Consider the following 20,208-nt stretch of genomic DNA (forward strand, 5'->3'; position numbering starts at 1 on the left):
ACTTGGCGCCATGTTCTTCCGCCGGGTCCGTCACCGATAGGCGTCATAACTGCGCACTTGACATGACATTCCGGATATGGGAAAGACAGGGGTGATCACCCTTTCTGTGATTGACGATGACCGCATGCTCATCGAGGGACTGGCGGCGTGGCTGGAGGGCGTTCCCGACGTCCGGCTGATCGGGCGCGCGGCGACCGTGGGCGAGCTTCTGCGCACCGAACCGGCGCCCGCCGACGTGGTCCTGCTCGACCTGCTGCTGGCCGACGGCTCCGAACCCGTCCAGAACGTGCGCGTGCTCGCCGGGCTGGGCCGCCGGGTGCTCGTGGTCAGCGTGGTGACCTCGGGTGACGTGGCCGTGCAGCTCATCGACGCCGGCGCGGGCGGCTACCTCACCAAGGACCACGACCTGGCGGCGCTGCTGGCCAAGGTCAGGGAGGTGGCCGAGGAGGGGGTGGCGCTGTCGCCGGAACTGGCGCTCGGCTGGCTGTCGGCGCGCGACGGCGAGCGGCCCGTGCTGTCGCCGCAGGAACGCGCCGTCCTGCTCGCCTACGCCTCAGGCATGACGCTGGCCGCCGCCGCCCGGAGCGCGGGCGTGCAGCCGGGCACGGCCAAGAACTACCTCGAACGCGTCAAGGACAAGTACCGCAAGGCCGGGCGTCCCGCCTACACCAAGCTGGAACTGGCCACCCGCGTCAGAGAAGACGGCCTGGCCACCTGAGCCCCGGTTGTGGTCGCCCGCCCACCTTTACGTCGCGGGCCACCTGAGCGCTCCCTATGACGCCCGCTCACCCCTTGCTGCGCCCGCTCACTCCTTGTGGCGCGGGCCATCTCAGCTCCACGCACACCCCCTCGCCGGGGGCGGTGATGATGTCGGCGCTGCCGCCCGCCTCGGCCATCCGGCCGATGACCGAGGAGCGCAGGCCGTAGCCGGGTCCGGTCAGGTCGGGGGCGAAGCCCCTGCCGCGGTCCACCACGCGCACGGTGACCACCCCGTCCACCGCGACCGCCGTGAGCCAGGCCGACCGTTCGCCGGAGTGCCTGGCCACGTTGTTGAGCGCCTCCTCCGCCGCCTCCGCCATCGCCGTCGACACCGCCGCGGGCAGGTCCTCGGGCAGCGACTCCGCCGCGTAGCGCACGCACAGCCCAAGCCCGGCCGCCCTGGCCACCGCCCTGGCCAGGGCGTTGCTCAGGCCGTTGGCGGGTCCGGCGGCGTCCTGGCTGATCAGGGCGCGGACGTAGGAGGCGTCGGAGGCGCAGCGGCGGCGTACCTCCTCGGTGTGGTGGTCGAGGCCGCCGCGGGCGATGGCGGTCAGCGTGGCCAGCACGGTGTCGTGCAGTTGCCGGTAGTGGGCCAGCCTGGCCTGTTCGGCCGCGCGCTCGGCCTCGGCGGCGAGCCGCTGTTCGGCCAGGCCGTCCAGCCGGGTCGCCTGGGCGGCCAGGTAGCGGCGGATGAAGAAGACGATGATCGCGAACCACACGTAGCTGTTGACCCGGACCGCCAGCTCCAGCGGGAACGGGTAGCGCTGGCCGAGGTCGGCGGCGTGCGCGAGCGCGTACACGGCGATTGGTGGCAGCAGTGCGGCGAAGTGGATCGCGCGGCGGCTGACCGCGCCGATCAGCGCGCCCGTCGCGAGCAGCGCGTGCGTGGACCAGTTGGACACGCACGCGGCGGAGCCGGGCAGGCAGGCGTCCGTGACCGCGACCATGAAGACGCAGGTGGCCACCACGTCGACGACGACCGCGCGCGGCTCGAACCAGCCGCGGCGGGCGGCCCGGTGGAACAGCACGACGTTCCACGCCAGCGCCAGGGCCAGCAGGGCGGCGTTGCGGCCCCGGTCGGCGAAGAGCTGCTCGGCGGCCAGCAGGCTCGCGGCGGCCGGCAGCAGGTAGCTGGCCCGCTGGAGCAGCAGGAGCATCGCCACGAACCGGTGCACGCGCTCGGTGCTGGGCCGCGAGGCCAGGAACAGCGGGTCCCGCCAGCCCAGGGAGCCCCGCCCGGCCGGGGGTGGAGAGTGCATGGGTGGCCCGCCCTTCCGCCGCTCCGGCCTGAAGGATCTCCGCGCGACGATCAACCGTCAAGCGGCCCGGCGCGTCACGAAGACCCGGCACATCGCGAGGACCGGCGCATCGCGAGGACCGGCGCATCGCGAGGACCGGCGCATCGCGAGGACCGGCGCATCGCGAGGACCGGCGCGTGGCGAGGACCGGCGCGTGGCAAGGACCGTGCGTCGGGCTCGGGAGGGGTCGCGGGTTTCTTCGTCAGTCGAGGACGGCGATCGCCTCGATCTCGACCAGGTGCTCCGGCACGTCCAGCGCCGCCACGCCGATCAGCGTGCCCGGCGGCACCGGCGTGCCGCCGAGCCTGGCCCCCGCCCGTGCGACGCCCTCCAGGAACAGCGGCATCTTGTCCGGGGTCCAGTCGACGACGTAGACGGTCAGCTTCGCCAGGTCGGCGATCGTGCCGCCCGCCCCGGCCAGGGCGGTGGCGACGTTCAGGTAGCACTGCTCGACCTGCGCGGCCAGGTCGCCCCCCTCCCAGGCGACCTGGCCGGCGACGAAGACCATCTTCGACCCGGTCGCGATGGACACCTGCCGGTAGGCGTCGATCTCGGGCAGTCCCGCGGGGTTGACCAAAGTGATGGGCATGAGGCCTCCGTGCTCTCTCGTGGTTACTCGGCCACCGTAGGAGAGTGAAGGCTGACATGGAAGAACGCACTTTTCGGAGACTGGGTAACCGTTCGGTGACCGCGCAGCTCGGCCGTTGACCTCGACTTCGGTTGAGGTTGCAGGCTGAACCTCCACCGACCAAGGGAGAGAGAAGTGCTCAAGCTAGGCGTCACCCTGCCGTCGTTCGGCGTGGACGAGAGCGCCGGCGTGCGCGAGCACGCCCGGCACGCCGAGGACCTCGGCCTGGAATCGATCTGGGTCGGCGACCACCTGATCCCGGTCCGCCCCTTCCTCGACAGCACGATCGTCCTGGCCACCGCCGCCGCGGTCACCGAGCGCGTCAGGCTCGGCTTCGGCGTGATGATCCTGGCCCTGCGCCCGGTCGCCTGGGCCGCCAAGCAGGTCGCCAGCCTCCAGCACCTGTCCGGCGGGCGTGTCCTGCTCGGGATCGGCTCCGGCGGGCCCGTGCACGGCGAGGCCGCCTGGCGGGCGGTGGGCGTCCCGTTCGCCGAACGCGGGCGGCGCACCGACGCGGCGCTGGAGGTCCTGCCGGGCCTGGTCGAGGGCAAGCCCACGGACCTGGACGGCGCAGAGATCACGCTGTCGCCGGGCGCGCCCATGCCACCGGTCCTGATCGGCGCCGGGCCCCTGCGCCGCGCCGCCCGGTTCGGCGACGAGTCCTACCCGGGCATCGCCACCCCGGCCGACGTGGCCGACCACGTCCGCCGCCTGGGGGAGCTGGCCGCCGCCTACGGCCGGCCGGCGCCGCGCGTCACCATCGGCCTGAGCGCAGGGCTCGGCGACGTGCCGAAGTCCGCCCTCGACGCCGAGATCCGCTCGCTCATGGAGTACGGCATCACCGAGCGGGAAGCCCGCGACAGCCTGCTGACCGGCCCGCCCGAGGCCGCCGCCGAACAGCTCGCCGCCCTCGCGGAGGCGGGTGCGCACCGGGTCGTGGCCATGCCGTTCACGCAGGACCGGCTACGGCAGAGCGAGCTCCTGGCCGAGACCGGCCGGCTCCTCATGGCACGGTGAGGAACGCGACGGAACGCCCCAAGGGTGACACCACGTCACCCGAAGGGATTCTCCCGATGACAACACTCCGCCGGCTGGCCGCCGCGGGCGCCACCGCCAGCCTCGGCACGGCCCTGCTCACCGGCACCGCCGCCGCCCAGAACACAGCCCACGAAACCGCCCAAACCGCCGCCCCGGTCTGCGTCACCAACAACGGGGTGCGATTCTGCGAAATGCCGGACATCGTGGGCATGGGGATCAACCAGGCCAGGGCCACCCTGGGAACCTACGGCTTCTCTTTCGGCATCCAGCGCGCCACGATCGACCACGTCTGCAACAACATCGGGCTGATCGCCCGGCAGAGCCCGCGTTCGTCGGTCGGCTCCAGCCCGTTGCTGCTCTACCCGGCCGGCACCGCGGTCGACGTCTGGATCTGGCAGCGCCCGCCGCACCCCTGCCCGTGAGGCTCACAAGGATCCGATCACGGCGTTGACCGCGGCCAGCAGCGCACCCCCCACCAGCGCGACCACCAGCACGACACAGACAACTCTCGCCCAGGACTGCACCCCGCCATCCTGCCGCCGAACGCCCCAGGTCACAACCGGAAGGGTCACGACCACCTGAGCCGCTCGGCCAGCAGCGCCTGCTGCGCGGGGTTCGCCGTCAGCGCCAGGGCCCGCTCGTCACAGGCCCGCGCCTCGTCGAGGCGCCCCAGCTCACGCAGCAGTTCGGCGCGCGTGGCGTGCAGCAGGCCGTAGCGCGCCAGATCCCCCTCCAGCTCATCCAGTACGGCCAGCGCCGCCCCCGCCCCCCGCACCCGGCTCAACGCCACGGCCCGATGCAGCCGGGTCACCGGCGAGGGCGCCAGGGACAGCAGGATGTCGTAGAGCACGAGGATCTGCGCCCAGTCGGTCTCCGCGAACGTGGGCGCCTCCGCGTGGCAGGCGGCGATCGCCGCCTGCACCTGGTAGGGCCCCGGCCGGCGGTGGGCGCGAGCCGTACGCGTGAGCAGGGACACCGCGCTCTCGATCGCCGGCCGGTCCCACAGCGCGCGGTCCTGGTCGGCGAGGAGCACGAGGCGGCCGTCCGGTCCGAACCTGGCGGGCCCGCGCGCCCGGTGCAGCCGGATCAGCGCCAGCAGCCCCGCCACCTCGGGCTCGCCCGGCATCAGGCCGGCCAGCAGCGCCGCGAGCCACTCGGCGTCGTCGACCAGGTCGCGGGCCTGGGCACGCTCGGCCGTACTGGACAGGTAGCCCTCGTTGAACAGCAGATAGACGACGGCGAGCACCGGGCGCAGCCGCGCGGGCAGTTCCTCGTCCGGCGGGACGCGGTAGGGGATGCCGGCCTGGCCGATCTTCTTCTTGGCCCGGGTGATGCGCTGGGCCACGGTCGGCTCCGGCACCACGAACGCCGCGGCGATCTGCGCCGCCGACAGCCCGCACACCACGCGCAGGGTCAGCGCGACCTGCGCCGCGGGCGCCAGCGCCGGGTGGCAGCAGGTGAAGATCAGCCGCAGCCGGTCGTCGGCGGGCTTGGGCTCCGGCCAGCGCGTCCGGGCGAGCTTGGCGCGGTAGTTCGACTCGCGCCGCAGCACGTCGAGGCCGCGCCGGCGGGCCACCGTGTAGAGCCACGCCTGCGGGCGCTCCGGCACGCCCTCGACCGGCCAGCGGCGCAGCGCCGTCTCCACCGCGTCCTGGACCAGGTCCTCGGCCGCGGAGAAGTCGCCGAGCAGCGCGATCAGGCTCGCCGCGAGCCGGCCCGCGTGCTCGCGCACCACGCGGGCCAGCACGCGCTCGCTCTCGCTCACGAGACCGGGCGGATCTCCACGACCGGGCAGGCCGGCCACGACCCGACCATCTTCAGGACCTCGTCCAGGTCGGCCACCTCGACCTCCGCGAACCCGCTGACCACCTCCTTGCCCTCCACGAACGGCCCGTCGGTCACCATCGGGCCCTCGCCGTCCAGGCGGACGGTCGTCGCGGTGTCCACCGGCGCCAGGTGGGCGTGGTGGGTGATCTTCTCGGCGTGCTCGGCGAACCAGCGGCCCACCGCGTCGTAGGCCTGGCCCTGCTCCAGTTCGTTCATGGCCTCCAGCTTGCGGTTGAACTCCTCGGTCTCGATGAACATCAGCACGTACTTCATGTCGGGGATCTCCTTGTCGTCGTGGCCCTTCACCAGCATGACGATCGGGCGGACGGCGGATACGACACCTCAGGAACGCCGGACCCGCCTTTCCAGGACCTTCAGCACCGGATCGCCCGGTCTGACGACGAAGGCGTCGCCGTCCTTGCGGCCCGTCTCGCACCAGCCCCAGACCACGAACCCGACCACGCCCGCCGCGAACTGCGCCGACATCTTGACCGCGTAGGCCCTGGCCCGCCCGCGCAGCCCGCCGGTGGCCTTCGGGTCGATGCCCGCCTCGCCCACGAACAAGGGCTTGCCCAGCGCCCGGCACTGCGCCAGCCGTACGGCCAGGCCGTCGAACTCGTTGCCGGGCATGGCCTGGTTGGGCTCGTGGTAGTCGTGGTACTCGCACACGTCCAGCGCGGGAGAGGCGTAGACCGACTGGTAGTCGTGCGCGGCGGTGCCGCACTGGCCGCCGCCCATGGTGCCGAGCGTGAGCAGGTGCGCGGGCGAGGCGGCCTTGGCCACGGCGCCCACGTCGTCGGCGAAGTCGCGCAGCGCCTCGGCCGCGCCCGGCTCACAGCCGGAGAAGCCGTCCGGCTTGGCCTCGGCCTCGTTCACGAGCGTCCACATCGCGATCGTCGGGTCGTGGCGGTAGCGCCGCACGGCCTCGGCCACCCAGTCGCGGTAGGAGACGGTCCCGCCGGGGTCGACCTCCCGGTATCCGCCGCGGTACCAGCTCAGGCCCTTGTAGCCGCTCCACTCGCACTTGCCCCACTGGTCGGTCAGCACCGGCAGCACCTTCACCCCGTGCCGCCGCGCCGTGGCCAGCACCCGGTCGAGCGCGCGCCAGTCGCGCCTGCCGTCCTTGGTGGCCAGCCGCTGGAAGAACCAGACCCGGATGACGTTGCCCCGCATCTGGCGCAGCGACCTGCCCAGCGCCATCGGATACCAGCAGTTCCCGTCGCTGGCGGCGTTGTAGACGTTCAACCCCGCCATGACGTACGGCCGGCCCTCCAGCGTCAGCCGGGTCCCCTCGGCGCGCACGAACCCCGCGTCGGGACCCGGCGCCACCGGCAGGAGCGCCAGCAACACCCCGGCAGCCCACACACCCATCCCCATCCCCCCATTCCCGGCGCGTCCCCCGCCCAACCTGCGGAAACGCCGTATACCCTGCCCGTTGATCCACTCTGCCTGACAAGGGGCGTCAGGTCGAGTAAGACCGAGCCCATCGTCTGGAGATGCCGGTGAGCGTGGCCGTGGTGATGCCCGCCTACTGCGAAGAGGGCAGCCTGGAATCGACGGTGACGGACTTCCTGTCCGTCCTGGACGACCCCGGCCACCGGGTGATCGTGGTGAACGACGGCTCGTCCGACGCGACGGGCGAGGTGGCCGAGCGGCTGGCCGAGCGCCACCCCGGCCGCGTGCTCGTGGTCCACCACCCCGCGAACCAGGGGTACGGCGCGGCCGTGCGCACCGGCATCCGGGCCGCGCTCGACCACACGGACGCCGAGCTGATCTTCCTGACCGACTCCGACGGCCAGTTCAGGGCCCGGCAACTGCCCTGGTTCGTGGACCTGGCCGGCACCGAACGGGCCGACGCCGTGATCGGCTACCGCTCGCGCCGCGCCGACCCGCCCGCGCGCCGGATGTTCGGCTGGCTGTGGACCCGCCTGTGCCGGGCGCTGCTGCGCATCCGCGTGCGGGACATGGACTGCGCGTACAAGCTGCTGGACCGCAGGCTGCTGGAGAACGTCGTGCTGCGCGGCGACGCCGCCACGATCTCGCCGGAGCTGCTGGCCAAGATCCAGGCCAGGGGCGCCCGGGTGGTGCAGCGGCCGGTGGACCACTTCCCGCGCGAGCACGGCCACCAGACCGGGCTGCGGCCGTCGGTCGTGCTGCGCTCGCTGGTGGGGCTGGGGCGGTTGTGGGCGGGCATGTTCCGGCACAGCCCGGCGGGGCGCGCCGCGCAGCGGCTCGTGCGCCCGCACGACGCGGCGCTGGCCCTGCTGACGCTGGCGGCGATCGCGCTGGCGGTGACCGGCGGCGTGTACTTCGCCGACGTGCCGCTGTCCTACCCGGACGCCGTCTCGCACCTGCTGATCGCGCGCCGGGTGCTGGAGTCGCCGACGCCCGGCCTCGCGCAACTGGGCGGGGTGTGGCTGCCGCTGCCCCATCTGCTGGCGTTGCCCCTGGTCTGGGTGGACTCCTGGTACCTGTCCGGGCTGGCGGGCTCGCTCATCTCGATGGCGGCCTACGTCCTGACCACGCGTTACCTCTACCGGACCGCGCGCCTGCTCACCCGCAGCAGGGCGGCGGGGCTGGCGGCGGGCGGGGTGTTCATGCTCTGCCCGAGCGCCCTGTACCTGCAGAGCACGCCGATGACCGAACTGCCGCTGCTGGCCTGCCTCGCCGCGGCCACCTACCACCTGACCGCCTGGTGCAGGACCTGGGCGCCGCGGCACCTGGCCGCGGCCGGCCTGGCCTCGCTGCTGGCCACGCTCACCCGCTACGAGGCGTGGTTCTTCGTCCCGGCCGCCGCGGCCGTCGTGATCGCGATCACCTGGTCCCGCTCACCGCGCGGCGCCCGCGGGCGCAGGGCCGAAGCGCACGTGATCTTCTACGGGCTGCTGGCCTGCGCGGGCATCGCGGCCTGGCTGGCCTGGAACACGGTGATCTTCGAGGACCCGTTCTTCTTCCACCGCGGGGAGTTCTCCAAGCCGTCGCTGTGGGTCTCGGGCGACGAGGTCACGACCGGCGACTGGACGCTGTCGGCGCTCACCTACGCCTACGCGGTCATGGGCAACATGGGGCCCGCGCTGCCGCTGCTCGGGGTGGCGGGGCTGGCCGTACATCTGATCAGGCGGCGCTCGCCCGCGCCGCTGGCGCTGCTGGTGTTCGCGCCGTTCTTCGTGTACGCGCTGTACGGCGGCCAGCGCCCGCTGCACGTGGAAGAGGTCACCGGCAGCCTGTACAACGTCCGGTTCGGACTGGTCATGCTGCTGCCCGTGGCGCTGTTCGCCGGCGGCCTGGCCGCCGAGGTCAGGCCCGCGGTCACGGCCCTGCGGCTCAGGATGGCCCGCGTGCCGGCCGCCGGGCTGCGCACGCTCGGCCACGTCCTCGCCGGCGTGGTGATCGTCTGCTGCGCGGTGGCCGCCGCCGCCTCGGGCATCGACACCAAGCGCGAGGCCGAGGCGTTCCGGGCGAGCGGCGTCGAGCGTGCCAACAGCACGGCCGCGCAGTGGCTGCGCGCCCACTACGACGGCGGCCGGGTGCTCATGGCCTCCTTCGGCAACGAGACGATGACGTTCGACTCCCACCTGCCGCTGTCGTCGATCCTGTACGAAGGCAGCTTCCGCCGATGGGAACCGGCGCTGCGCGACCCGGCGGCCAGCGAGGTCCGCTGGATCCACCTGCGGCGCACCCCCGGCCAGCAGGACCCGGTCTGGCGGGCCCTCGGCCGCTCGCCCGAGCTGAACCGCTACTCGCTCGTGTACGAGGACCCCTACCGGCGCATCTACCGTCTCTCCGGCATCGGGAGCGCGGCATGAGCCGACCGGCCCTGACCACGACGGCCGTACCGGAGCACGACAGCGCCCGCAGGCTGCTGAGCCGCCGCCAGGCGCTGGCCGCGACCGGCGCGGCGCTGCTTGCGGGCTCGGCCGCGCTGGCCGACCCCGCCCTGACCGGGCTGGTGCTCACGGCCACCGCGAGCGTGCTCTACGTCGCCGTCATCGCCTTCAAGGTGCTGCTCACCTACGGCCACGACAGCTCACACGTGATGCGGTTCGGCCCCGGTGAACTGCCGCCCGACGACGAGTTGCCCGTCTACACCGTGCTCGTGCCGCTCTACCGCGAGGGCAACGTGCTGCGCGCCCTGCTCGACCGGCTGGCCGAGCTGGACTACCCGCACGACCGGCGGCAGATCATGCTGCTCGTCGAGGAGGACGACGCGGAGACCAGGGACGCGCTGCCCGCGGAGCTGCCGCCGGGTTTCGAGGTCGTGGTGATCCCGGCCGGGCACCCGCGTACCAAGCCCAAGGCCTGCAACGTCGGGCTGCGGCAGGCGCGCGGCGAGTTCTGCGTCATCTTCGACGCCGAGGACCAGCCCGAGCCCCTCCAGCTCCGCAAGGCGGTGGCGGCCTTCCGCAGCTCGCCGCGGTGGATGGTGTGCGTGCAGGCCGAGTTGCAGTACTGGAACCCGTGGACGAACTGGCTGACCCGCTGCTTCGCCGCCGAGTACGCCCACAACTTCGGCCTGTTCCTGCACGGCCTGGACCGCTACCGACTGCCGATCCCGCTCGGCGGCACCTCCAACCACTTCCGCACCGGCGCCCTGCGCGACCTGGGCGCCTGGGACCCCTACAACGTGACCGAGGACGCCGACCTCGGCATCAGGATCGCCAGGCGAGGCTGGAGCGTGCGCATGATGGAGTCGGTGACGCTGGAGGAGGCCAACTGCCGGCTGGGCAACTGGCTGCGCCAGCGCTCCCGGTGGATCAAGGGCTACCTGCAGACCTGGCTGGTCCACATGCGTCAGCCGGTGCGGCTGTGGCGCGAGCTGGGTCCCCGCGGCTTCGCCGCCTTCCAGCTCGCGGTCGGCTTCTCCACCCTGACCACGCTGCTCAACCCGGTCTTCTGGGCGATGACCGTCCTCTACCTCGTCGCGGGCTCGGGCCCGATCGCGTCGCTGTTCCCCGGCCCGGTGCTGTACACGGCCGTGGCCTCGATGGCGGCGGGCAACCTGCTGCTCATGCACGGCTACATGGCCGGCTGCCTGGAGCGCGGCCTGCACGCGGCGGTGCGGACGATGCTGTTCGTGCCGGTCTACTGGGCGCTGATGAGCGTGGCCGCCTACCGCGCCCTCTGGCAGTTGCTCCGGCCCAGCCGCCGCCACTACTGGGAGCTGACCGAGCACGGCCTCATCGACGCCGGCCCCCGTCAGCCCCGGTGACCGGGCGCCGACAGCCGGTGCCGCTCCCGTGAGCGGGTGCTCATAACCTGGTGGCCATGCGGGTTGAGGTGCTGGGGCCGGTCCGGGCCTATGGCGACGGCGGGGCGCCGATCGACGTGGGCGGCGCCAGGGTCCGCGCGCTGCTGGCCAGGCTGACGCTGGCCGGCGGCGAGGTGGTGCCGGTCGACACGCTGGTCGACGGGCTGTGGGGCGAGCGGCCGCCGCGCGAGAGCGTCAGGGCGCTGCACGCGCTGGTCTACCGGCTGCGGCGGGCGCTGGGCGGCGGCGAGGCCGTCGAGCTGGCCTCCGGCGGCTACCGGCTGCGCCTGGGCGAGGATGACGTCGACGCCCGCCGGTTCGAGGAGCTGGCCAGGCGGGGGCGCGGCGAGCTGGCCGCGGGCGCGGGCGGGCGGGCCGCCGCGCTGCTGGGCGAGGCGCTGGCGTTGTGGCGGGGCGACGCGCTGGCCGACGTGCTCGACATGCCCTTCGCCGGTACGGCTGCCGCCCGCCTGGAGGAGCTGCGGGCCGGGGCGGCCGAGGACTGGTTCGAGGCGGAACTGCTGCTGGGGCACCACGGCGAGATCCTGGCCGAGCTGGAGGCGGCGGCCTCGGCGCATCCGCTGCGCGAGCGGCTGGCCGTACTGCGGATGCGGGCCCTGCACGCGGCGGGCCGGCAGGCGCAGGCGCTGGCGGTGTACGAGGACGTGCGCCGCACGCTCGCCGAGGAACTGGGCATCGACCCCTCCCAGGAACTCCGCGCGACACACCTCGCCCTGCTGCGCGGCTCTCTGCCGCGAAAGGCGGACTCTCTGCCGCGCGAGGCGAGCTCCTTGCCGCGCGAGGCGGACTCCCTGCCGCATGGCGCGGATTCTCTGCCGCGCGGGGCGGATGAGGCGTCGCCGCGATCGGCGGTCGCGCCTGGGCGGCTGCCGGCGTCGCTGACCGGCTTCGTCGGCAGGCAGGAGGAGCTGGAGCTGCTCGCGGGCCTGCTGAGGAGTTCGCGGCTGGTCACCGTCGTCGGTCCCGGCGGGGTGGGCAAGACCCGGCTGGCGGTGGAGGCGGCGAGCCGGCATCCGGCCCATCGGCGCGGACGGGTCTGGCTCGTCCCCCTGGCCGGGGTGGACACGCCCGCCGCGCTGCCCGAGGCGCTGCTGGGCACGATCACCACGGCCGAGGCCCTGCCGCCGGGACCGCCCCTCGAACGATCGGTGAGCCTGCTGGCCGGTGGGGAGGGCCTGCTGGTGCTGGACAACTGCGAGCAGATCTCCGAGGCGGCGGCCGAGTTCGCCGGCCGGTTGCTCGAACGCCTGCCGAACCTCGTCATCCTGGCCACCTCCCGGGAGCCGCTGCAGGTCATGGGCGAGGCGCTGTGCCGGCTGGCCCCGCTCGACCTGCCCCCGGCGCACGCCGACGCCGCCCGCGCCGGGCAGGCGGGCGCGGTGCGGCTGTTCCTCGACCGGGCCCGCGCGGTACGGCCCGGCTTCACGCTCGACGCCTCGACCGCGGGCCCGGTGGTGGACGTCGTACGCCGCCTGGACGGCCTGCCCCTCGCGCTGGAGCTGGCAGCGGCGCGGCTGCGCACGATGGACGCCGGCGAGCTGTCCCGGCGGCTGGACGACCGCTTCCGGTTGCTCGGCTCCGGCAACAGGACGGCCCAGCCCCGGCAGCGGACGCTGCGCGCGGTCATCGGCTGGAGCTGGGATCTGCTCACCGAGCAGGAGCGTACGCTGGCCCGCCGAATGTCGGTCTTCCCCGCCGCGGCCGGGCTGGAGCAGGTCGAGGAGGTGTGCGGGCTTCCGGGCGAGCTGCTCGACTCCCTGGTCGACAAGTCCATCGTGGAGCGGGCCGGCGACGGGTACCGGATGCTGGAGACCATCCGGGCCTACGCCGCCGGAGAGCTCCGGTCGGACGAGGAGCGCGAAGCCGTACGACGGAGACTCGTCCGTCACTACGCCGGCCTGGCCGAGCGGCACGAGCCGCTGCTGCGCTCGCCGCGGCAGGCGGAGTCGTCGCGGTTGTTCGCCGCCGAGTACGACAACCTCGTCCACGCCCTGCGGACCGCGCTCGACGACGGCGACGCCGGGGCGGCGGCCCGCATCCTCGGCCCGCTGTACTGGTACTGGGACACGCTGCGCCACGACGGCAGGGCCGACGGCTACGTGGCCAGGGTGCTGGAGCACGGCGAGGCGCTCCCGCCCGCCGCCAGGGCCGCGTTCGCCATGATCCACCTGCTGGCCGGCGAGCCGGACGCGGAGCGGCTGCGGGCGGCGGTCGAGGACTGCGCCCGCACGGGTGCGCTGCGCCGCTACCCGATGCTGCTGACCATGACGCTCACCGCGGCCTTCATGGCCGGGCTCGACGATCTGGCCGAGCGGGAGATCGCCCGGGTCAGGGAGGGCTCGGACGCCTGGGCCGTCGCGCACACCCACGTGGCCGAGGCGGTGCGCGGCCGTACCCGAGGGGACTGGGCGGGCGCGGCGGAGGCGGTGGCGCGGGCGCTGGCCGCGTTCGAGGAGGCGGGCGACCGGTGGTGGACGGCGATGATGCTCACCGCGACGGCGGACGTCCACGCCGTCGAGGGGCGGCACGACGCGGCGGTGGCCGACTACGAGCGGGCGATCGCGACCGGTTCCGGGCTGGCGTGGCACGAGGAGGTTCCGGCCCGGCTCGGGCTGGCCGCGCAGCGCATGCGCGCCGGTGATCGGGAGGGCGCGGCCCGCGATCTCGACCTCGCGCGGCGGGCGGCCCGCGATCTCGGGCGGCCGCTGCTGGAGGTCCAGGTGCACGCGTGCGCGGCGGAACTGTACCGGCGCCGCGGCGAGACCGGTCTGGCCGATCGGGAGCTCGACGGGCTGGAGCGGGTCGCGCGCGAGTGGTCGCTTCCGGCCGGTGCGTGCGCGGGCCTGCTGCTGCCGGCCAGGACGGCGAACCTGCTCACCGCGGGCGAGGCGGCGCGGGCGCGCGAGACGCTGCCCGCCGCGGTCGAGGCGGCACGGGCGGATCTGGACCTTCCGCTGGCCGCCCAGCTCCTGGCCCGGCTGCTGTGGCTGGAGGGGGACGCGGCGGGGTCGGCCACCGCGCTCGGCATGAGCGAGGCCGTCCGGGGGGCCTTCGACCGCGGCGACCCCGAGCTGGGCGCGCTGGTGTCCGACCTGGTGGACCGCCTCGGCCAGACCGGTTACGCCACGGCCTACGGGCTGGGCGCCGCGATGCCGCGAGACAAGGCGATCGACGCCCTGACAGGCTGACCTGGCCGCCTGACCTGCGCGGCCGAGCCCCTTCGGCCAGCCGTGCTATCCGAGGCGGAGGATGCCGCGGGAGGCGGCGAGGGTCACGGCGGCGGTGCGGTCGTCGACGCCCAGCTTGGCGAAGACGTGCAGCAGGTGGGTCTTGACCGTGGCCTCGCTGATGCACAGGTGGGCGGCGATGGCCTTGTTGCTCATGCCCTGGGCGACGGCCCCCAGCACCTCGATCTCCCGGCCGCTCAGCGCGCCGGGCGGGTCGGCGCGCGCCCACGACAGCACCCGGGTGGCGATCGCCGGCGACAGCGCGCTCTCGCCGCGCGCCGCCGCCCTGATCGCGTCGAAGAGCTGCTCGCGGCCGGTGTCCTTGAGCAGGTAGCCGATGGCGCCCGCGTCGATGGCCCGGGAGATGTCGCCGTCGGTGTCGTAGGTGGTCAGGACGATCACCTTGGCGGCGGGGTCGTGCGCGCGGATCCTGCCGATGGCGCTCGCGCCGTCGAGCTCGGGCAGTTGCAGGTCCATCAGGGTGACGTCGGGCCGCAGCTCGCGGGCCAGCCGTACGGCGTCGGCGCCGGTGACCGCCTCGCCGACCACCTCCAGGTCGTCCTGGGTGCCGAGCATGGCGCGGATGCCGTCGCGTACCACCGGGTGGTCGTCGGCGATCAGGACGCGGACGGTCATCGCGCACCGCCGGGCGCACCGGCGGGGAGGCTGGCCACGACCGTGGCGCCCGCGCCGGGGGCGCTCTCCACGAGCAGCGTGCCGCCGAGCTGCTCCATCCGCTCGCGCATGATCGACAGGCCGTGCCCGGAGGCGGCCCGCCCGGGGTCGAAGCCGCCGCCGTCGTCGTGGACGTCCAGCACCACCAGGTCCTCCATGTACGACAGGGTCAGCGTGACCCGCTCGGCACGCGCGTGGCGCCGGGCGTTGGCCACGGCCTCCTGCGCCACGCGCAGCAGTTCCGCCTGGACCCCCGCCTCCAGCGGCCGGGGCGAGCCGGTGATCACGGTCTGCGCCTCGGCGCCGGTCTCGTCGCACAGCCGCCCCGACAGCCGCCGCAGCGCCTCGGGCAGGCCGCACTCGTCCAGGTCACCGGGGCGCAGCGCCCGCACCACGCGGCGGCTCTCCGCCAGGTTCTCCCTGGTCACCCGCAACGCCTGGCTGAGGTGCCGGTTGTCGGGCAGCGTGGCCTGCGCCGCCTCCAGCAGCATCACCACGCTGGCGAACCCCTGGGTCAGGCTGTCGTGGATGTCGCGGGCCAGCCGCTGCCGCTCGGCCGCGACGCCCGCCTGCCGTTCCGCCGCCGCCCGCGCCTCCTGCGCCGCCTGCAGTTCGTCGAACAGCCGTTTGCGCTCGGCGCTCTGCTGCGCCACGGAGTGGAAGTAGCCGACGGCGGTGGCCGCGCTGATCGCGATCAGCGCGCAGATGACGACCTCGGTCCAGAAGATCGCCCCGGACGCGTGGTAGCGGTGCCACAGCCAGCCTCCGGCGCACGCCACCACCGCGACCACCCCGACCCGCACGGCGTCCATGCAGTACGGCACGAGCACGCTCAGCCCGACCACCAGGAACGACGAGTCCACGGCGAACAGCCCGAGCCACAGCAGCCCGCCGCCCAGCACGTACGGCAGGGGCACGTCCCCCGCGGCCGGCGTGCGCAGCACGAACCACACCGCGTACCAGGCGGCCAGCCCCGCCACCAGCACCACCGGCAGCGGCCTGCCGTCCTCCATCACCGGCCCCGCCGAGGTCAGCACCAGCCACGAGGCGAAGAAGGCGTGCTGCCACCGGCGCCGCGACCGCTCCCAGGACTCCACACCGCCGACGATATTCAGCCTTCCGTCTGATCGGCATCAACCAGTCGACTGATCGCAGGATCGGTGCACCGCTCGATGCGGGCGCGGCGGCGGCGCGGCCAGACTCGGCGGGGTGAGCTTCATTCCCAGCCCGTCCCAGGCCGTCTGGCATCTGGGCCCGATCCCGATCCGCGCCTACGCCCTGCTGATGGTGCTCGCCATCCTGGCCGGCGCCTGGCTGACCCGCCGTCGCTGGACCGCCCGCGGCGGCGAGGCTGGCGCGGTGGGCGACATCGCCACCTGGGCGGTGCCGTTCGGCCTGGCCGGCGCGCGGATCTACCACGTGGCCACCGACTGGCAGCTCTACTTCGGCCCCGGCCGCGACCCGCTGCGCGTCTTCGCCGTCTGGGAGGGCGGGATCAGCATCTTCGGCGCGCTCGCGGGCGGCGCGCTGGGCACGTGGCTGGCCTGCCGCAGGCGCGGCATCCCGTTGCGCGACTTCGCCGACGCGGTCGCGCCCGGGATCGCGCTCGGTCAGGCGATCGCCCGCTGGGGCAACTGGTTCAACCAGGAGCTGTACGGCAGGCCGACCACCCTGCCCTGGGCGCTGGAGATCGACCCCGCCCACCGGCCGCCCGAGCTGAAGTCCACGGCCACCTACCACCCCGCCTTCCTGTACGAGTCGCTGTGGAACCTGGGCGTGGCCGGCTTCGTCATCTGGGCCGAGCGGCGTTTCGGTCTCGACCGCGGCCGGACGTTCGCGCTCTACGCCGCCGCCTACGCCGCGGGCCGCGCGTGGATCGAGTGGCTGCGCATCGACCCCAGCCACCTCGTCGCGGGCCTGCGGCTCAACGACTGGACCGCCCTGCTGATCTTCTCGGGCGCGACCGCCTACCTGCTCGCCACCCGCCGCCGACCGGCACCGGCCGGGTGACCCTCCTCGACTCCCCGTGAGGCGGGGCCCTCACTCGCCCGCGTGGTGGCGGCTCCAGGCGGCCCAGTGGCCGGCGTACCGGCCGCCCGCCTGCCTGAGGTCGTCGTGTGAGCCGTCCTCCACGACCCGCCCGCCGTCCATGACGACCACGCGGTCGGCGCCCGCCGCCTGGGTGAGGCGGTGGGCCACGATGAGCGCGGTCCTGCCCTCGACGGCCCGCTCGACCGCCCGCTCCAAGGTACGCGCCCCGGTGCTGCCCGCCTCCGCCGTGGCCTCGTCGAGCACCGCCAGCGCGGGGTCGGCCAGGACCAGGCGGGCCAGGGCGAGCTGCTGGCGCTGAGCGCCGGTGAGCCGGTGCCCGCCCTGGCCGACGACGGTCGCCAGGCCGTCGGGCAGCGCCTCGGCCCATTCCAGCGCCTCGACCGTGGCCAGCGCGGCGCGCAGGTCGTCGTCGGTGGCGTCCGGGCGGGCCAGGCGCAGGTCGTCGGCGAGCGGGCCGGCGAACACGTGGACCTCCTGGGTGACCATGGCGATCCCGGCCGGGGCGCGTACCGTGCCGGTGGTCGGCTCGTGCACCCCGGCGACGATCTTGGCCAGCGTGGTCTTGCCCGCGCCGCTCGCCCCGACCAGCGCGACCCGCTTGCCCGCCTCGATGTCCAGGTCGACGTCGTGCAGCACGGGGCGGCCGGGCTCGTAGGCGTGGCCGAGCCCGCGCACGCTGACCCCTTCGCCATGGTTCTGCCGCGACGGATCGGCGGCGACGTCGGCGACGCCGATGAGGCGGGCGAGGCTGGCGGTCGCCGCCTGCGCGTCGTCCAGCAGGGCCAGCGTGGTGTTGATGGGCCCGAACAGGTTGAGGAAGTACAGGGCGGCGGCCGTCGCCGTACCGACGCTGACCGCCCCCTCCCCCACCAGCAGCACGCCCGCGGCCAGCACCGCCGCCAGCCCGATGTACTCGCCGATGTGCAGCCGGCTGTAGAAGCGCAGCACCAGGTGCACCCCGCGCATGGTCAGCTCGACCGCGGCGCGCGAGCGTTCCTCCACGCGCCGCAGGTGGTCGGCCTCGGCGCGCAGGGCGCGCACGGTGGAGGCGCCGGCGAGCGTGTCGAGCAGTTGCTGCTGCTGCTCGCCGGTCGCGACGCGCTGCGCCGCATAGAGGGGTACGGCGTTGCGCACGTACCAGCGGCCGGTGTGGGCCTGGACCGGGATGGCCAGCAGGGCGGCGACCATGAACCGCCAGTCCAGGACCGCCATCGCCACCAGCGTGAGCACGATCGACAGCAGCGAGCGGGCCAGCGCGGGCAGCGCGGCGCGCACGGCCTCGGCCACGCGGGCCACGTCGCCGGTCACGCGGGAGGTGAGGTCGCCGGACCCGGCCCGCTCCACCCGTTCCAGCGGCAGGGCCAGGGCGCGTTCGACGAAGCGTTCGCGCAGTTCGGCCAGGGCGGTCTCGCCGAACCTGGCCACCAGGACGAGTCCCCAGGAGGTGAGCGCGCCCTGGATGACGCCGACCAGTACGAGCAGGGCCACGGGGGTGGTCAGCTCGGTGGCGGGCCGGCGCCCGGCCACGAGGTCCACGACGTACCCGAGAAGGGGCTGGACGAGCAGGCCCGCTGAGGTGGCGACGATGAGCAGGCCGAAGCCCGCGGCGGCGACGCCGCGGTGCGGGCGGATGATCTCCCTGACGGCGGCGCGGGTGCGGGCCGCCGTCGCGGTGGGCAGCAGGTCCTTCACGCCAGCACCGCCTTGCGGTAGTCGGCGTTGCAGCGCAGCAGGTCGGCGTGGGAGGCGTCGTCGGCGACGCGCCCGCCGTCCAGGAGCAGCACGCGGTCGGCGGCCGACAGCAGCGCGGGGCTGGTGGTCACCACGACGGTGGTCTGCCCGCGGCGCAGGCGCCGGACGGACTCGGCGATGCGTGCCTCGGTGACGGCGTCCACGGCGCTGGTGGGGTCGTGCAGGACGAGGACGGGGCGGCGCGCGTTCAGGGCTCTGGCCAGGGCGACCCGCTGGCGCTGGCCGCCGGACAGGGAGCCGCCGCGTTCGCCGACGGGGGTGTCGGGTGACAGCTCGGCGGCGCAGGCGGCGTCCAGGGCCTCCTGGGCGCCGCCGTTGTCGGCGACGGTTCCCTCGAACAGGACGGCGTCGTGCTCGGCGACCAGCACCGCCTCGCGCAGCAGGGCGGGGTCCACCTCACGCAGCGGCACGCCGTCGAGTTCGATCACGCCGGACTCCGGGTCGCCGTGGCGGCCCAGGCAGTCCAGCAGGGCGGTGGCGGCGGCCGGGTCGGTGGCGGCCACGCCGACCAGTTCGCCGGCGACGATGTCGAGGTCCAGCTCGCGCAGGCCGCCGTGGGTGACGCCGCGCAGCCGTAGCGCGCCCTTGACCTGCGCGGGCAGCTCGGCGCCCGTGCCGGCGACGGCGGGCGGCGCCGACAGCAGCGCCGCCACGCGGGCGGCGGAGGCGCGGCCCTGCGCGAGCTCGGCGTTGACCCAGGCGAGCATCTGCAGCGGGCCCTGCAGGAACAGCGCGAGGCCGACCGCGGAGACGAGCTGGCCGAGGGTGATCGTCCCGTTGGCCGCGAGCGTGCCGCCGGCCAGGGCGAGCAGCGCGATGAACGCGCCGGTGAGCGCGATCACGACGCCGTTCTGCAGTGCCTCGGCGCGGGCGGCGCGCAGGGTGGCGGCCAGCGACGTGCGGCTGGTGCCGCGGTAGCGCTCGACCGCGGCCCGCTCGGCGCCGAGGCCCTTCAGCACCCTGAGCCCGCTGACCAGGTCGGCGGCCACTCCGGAGGCGTGCGCGGCGCTCTCCTGCTCGGCGGCGCTGCGGCGCTCCAGGGGCTTGCTGAGCAGGTGGCCGAGCCACAGCAGCGCCGGCGTGCCGAGCAGGACGATCAGCCCGAGCGGGATCGAGGTGGTGAGCAGCACGACGCTGGCCACGGCCAGGCCGCTGAACCCGGCCACGCCGGTGAGCACCGCCAGCAGCACCATGCCGACCCGGCGCGCGTCCTCGGTGGCGATCCCGGTCAGCTCGCCCGGCAGCCGGCCCCGGTCGGCGCCGCCGCCCGGATGGAGCACGCGGGCGACCAGGGCGGTGCGCAGGTCGTGCGCCGCCTCGGTGGCGGCCCGCTCGCCGGCGCGGGCGCCGAAGCGGTAGCTGAACGACAACCCGACGTACACGACGGCCAGTACGGCCAGCCACACCAGCAGGCGGCTCCAGCTCGCCCCCGCCACCGCCTGGTCGATCGCCAGTCCGACCAGGACGGGCACCAGGGCCTCGCCCGCCTGGTGCCCCGCGCCGAGCAACGAACCTGTGATCAATCTGCCGCGCTGGCCTCTGATCGCCCCCGAGAGGACGTCCCGCCCTGACTCCACCTGGCACTCCTGCAAGAATCGACAAAGATTAGGCAAGGCTAACCTGATAATGGGGCTAGATCGAGAGCGGGGTGCCGTGTAGAAGTTAGGTAAGCCTATGCTAAGT

At 74.3% G+C, this 20,208-nt stretch carries 16 protein-coding genes; 7 read left to right on the plus strand and 9 right to left on the minus strand.

What is annotated here, in order from left to right; translation table 11 throughout:
• Positions 1-106: 106 nt before the first annotated feature.
• Positions 107-718, plus strand: a complete 612-nt coding sequence (locus ACIBEJ_RS07725; RefSeq protein WP_397181822.1) for a response regulator — start codon at positions 107-109, stop codon at positions 716-718.
• Positions 719-785: 67 nt separating this feature from the next.
• Here ACIBEJ_RS07725 and ACIBEJ_RS07730 read toward each other — a convergent pair whose 3' ends face one another.
• Positions 786-2,018, minus strand: coding sequence for an ATP-binding protein (locus ACIBEJ_RS07730; protein ID WP_397181823.1), 1,233 nt, complete (start codon positions 2,016-2,018; stop codon positions 786-788).
• A 241-nt stretch (positions 2,019-2,259) separates the two neighbouring features.
• A complete protein-coding gene (locus tag ACIBEJ_RS07735) occupies positions 2,260-2,646 on the minus strand; it encodes a RidA family protein (RefSeq protein WP_397181824.1) in 387 nt (128 codons plus the stop codon).
• A gap of 174 nt (positions 2,647-2,820) precedes the next feature.
• On the opposite strand from ACIBEJ_RS07735, the gene ACIBEJ_RS07740 reads away from it, so the two are divergent.
• Together ACIBEJ_RS07740 and ACIBEJ_RS07745 are read left to right on the plus strand one after the other, a co-directional pair.
• Entirely contained in the window at positions 2,821-3,702 is an 882-nt protein-coding gene (locus tag ACIBEJ_RS07740; RefSeq protein ID WP_397181825.1) for an LLM class flavin-dependent oxidoreductase, read from the plus strand.
• Positions 3,703-3,758: 56 nt separating this feature from the next.
• Entirely contained in the window at positions 3,759-4,145 is a 387-nt protein-coding gene (locus ACIBEJ_RS07745; RefSeq protein ID WP_397181826.1) for a PASTA domain-containing protein, read from the plus strand.
• 146 nt (positions 4,146-4,291) lie between these two features.
• Here the strand turns inward: ACIBEJ_RS07745 and ACIBEJ_RS07750 are convergent, their stop codons facing one another.
• Genes ACIBEJ_RS07750 through ACIBEJ_RS07760 form a run of 3 tightly spaced genes read right to left on the minus strand, consistent with a single transcriptional unit; the run spans position 4,292 to position 6,921 of the window.
• A complete protein-coding gene (locus tag ACIBEJ_RS07750; protein WP_397181827.1) occupies positions 4,292-5,488 on the minus strand; it encodes an RNA polymerase sigma factor in 1,197 nt (398 codons plus the stop codon).
• The gene (locus ACIBEJ_RS07755) at positions 5,485-5,856 is read right to left on the minus strand and encodes a YciI family protein (RefSeq protein WP_397181828.1); all 372 of its coding nucleotides are present in this window, start codon (positions 5,854-5,856) and stop codon (positions 5,485-5,487) included. The genes ACIBEJ_RS07750 and ACIBEJ_RS07755 overlap by 4 nt, the downstream gene beginning before the upstream one ends.
• A 36-nt stretch (positions 5,857-5,892) precedes the next feature.
• On the minus strand, positions 5,893-6,921 hold the full coding sequence (locus ACIBEJ_RS07760) for a hypothetical protein (protein ID WP_397181829.1): 1,029 nt from the start codon (positions 6,919-6,921) through the stop codon (positions 5,893-5,895).
• Positions 6,922-7,046: 125 nt separating this feature from the next.
• Between ACIBEJ_RS07760 and ACIBEJ_RS07765 the strand changes: the two genes are divergently transcribed.
• From ACIBEJ_RS07765 to ACIBEJ_RS07775, 3 genes are read left to right on the plus strand one after another with little or no spacing between them, the layout of a single operon-like run.
• Entirely contained in the window at positions 7,047-9,356 is a 2,310-nt protein-coding gene (locus ACIBEJ_RS07765) for a glycosyltransferase (RefSeq protein ID WP_397181830.1), read from the plus strand.
• Positions 9,353-10,759, plus strand: coding sequence for a glycosyltransferase (locus ACIBEJ_RS07770; protein WP_397181831.1), 1,407 nt, complete (start codon positions 9,353-9,355; stop codon positions 10,757-10,759). The genes ACIBEJ_RS07765 and ACIBEJ_RS07770 overlap by 4 nt, the downstream gene beginning before the upstream one ends.
• A 56-nt stretch (positions 10,760-10,815) precedes the next feature.
• Positions 10,816-14,007, plus strand: a complete 3,192-nt coding sequence (locus ACIBEJ_RS07775; protein ID WP_397181832.1) for an AfsR/SARP family transcriptional regulator — start codon at positions 10,816-10,818, stop codon at positions 14,005-14,007.
• 45 nt (positions 14,008-14,052) lie between these two features.
• Here the strand turns inward: ACIBEJ_RS07775 and ACIBEJ_RS07780 are convergent, their stop codons facing one another.
• Both ACIBEJ_RS07780 and ACIBEJ_RS07785 read right to left on the minus strand, forming a co-directional pair.
• Positions 14,053-14,682, minus strand: coding sequence for a response regulator (locus tag ACIBEJ_RS07780; protein ID WP_397181833.1), 630 nt, complete (start codon positions 14,680-14,682; stop codon positions 14,053-14,055).
• The gene (locus ACIBEJ_RS07785; protein ID WP_397181834.1) at positions 14,679-15,818 is read right to left on the minus strand and encodes a sensor histidine kinase; all 1,140 of its coding nucleotides are present in this window, start codon (positions 15,816-15,818) and stop codon (positions 14,679-14,681) included. Before ACIBEJ_RS07785 ends, ACIBEJ_RS07780 begins: the two co-directional genes overlap by 4 nt.
• 112 nt (positions 15,819-15,930) lie before the next feature.
• Here ACIBEJ_RS07785 and lgt point away from each other — a divergent pair, with 112 nt between their 5' ends.
• On the plus strand, positions 15,931-16,731 hold the full coding sequence (gene lgt / locus ACIBEJ_RS07790) for a prolipoprotein diacylglyceryl transferase (protein ID WP_397181835.1): 801 nt from the start codon (positions 15,931-15,933) through the stop codon (positions 16,729-16,731).
• A 30-nt stretch (positions 16,732-16,761) separates the two neighbouring features.
• On the opposite strand, the gene ACIBEJ_RS07795 is transcribed toward lgt, so the two are convergent.
• Together ACIBEJ_RS07795 and ACIBEJ_RS07800 are read right to left on the minus strand one after the other, a co-directional pair.
• Positions 16,762-18,465: an ABC transporter ATP-binding protein gene (locus ACIBEJ_RS07795; RefSeq protein WP_397181836.1), complete on the minus strand. Its 1,704-nt coding sequence runs from the start codon at positions 18,463-18,465 to the stop codon at positions 16,762-16,764.
• Positions 18,462-20,102 carry an ABC transporter ATP-binding protein gene (locus ACIBEJ_RS07800; protein WP_397181837.1) on the minus strand — a complete coding sequence of 547 codons (1,641 nt, stop codon included), beginning with the start codon at positions 20,100-20,102 and terminating at the stop codon, positions 18,462-18,464. The genes ACIBEJ_RS07795 and ACIBEJ_RS07800 overlap by 4 nt, the downstream gene beginning before the upstream one ends.
• Positions 20,103-20,208: the final 106 nt, after the last annotated feature.

The organism is Nonomuraea sp. NPDC050790 (genome assembly GCF_044456745.1).
GTDB lineage: Bacteria > Actinomycetota > Actinomycetes > Streptosporangiales > Streptosporangiaceae > Nonomuraea.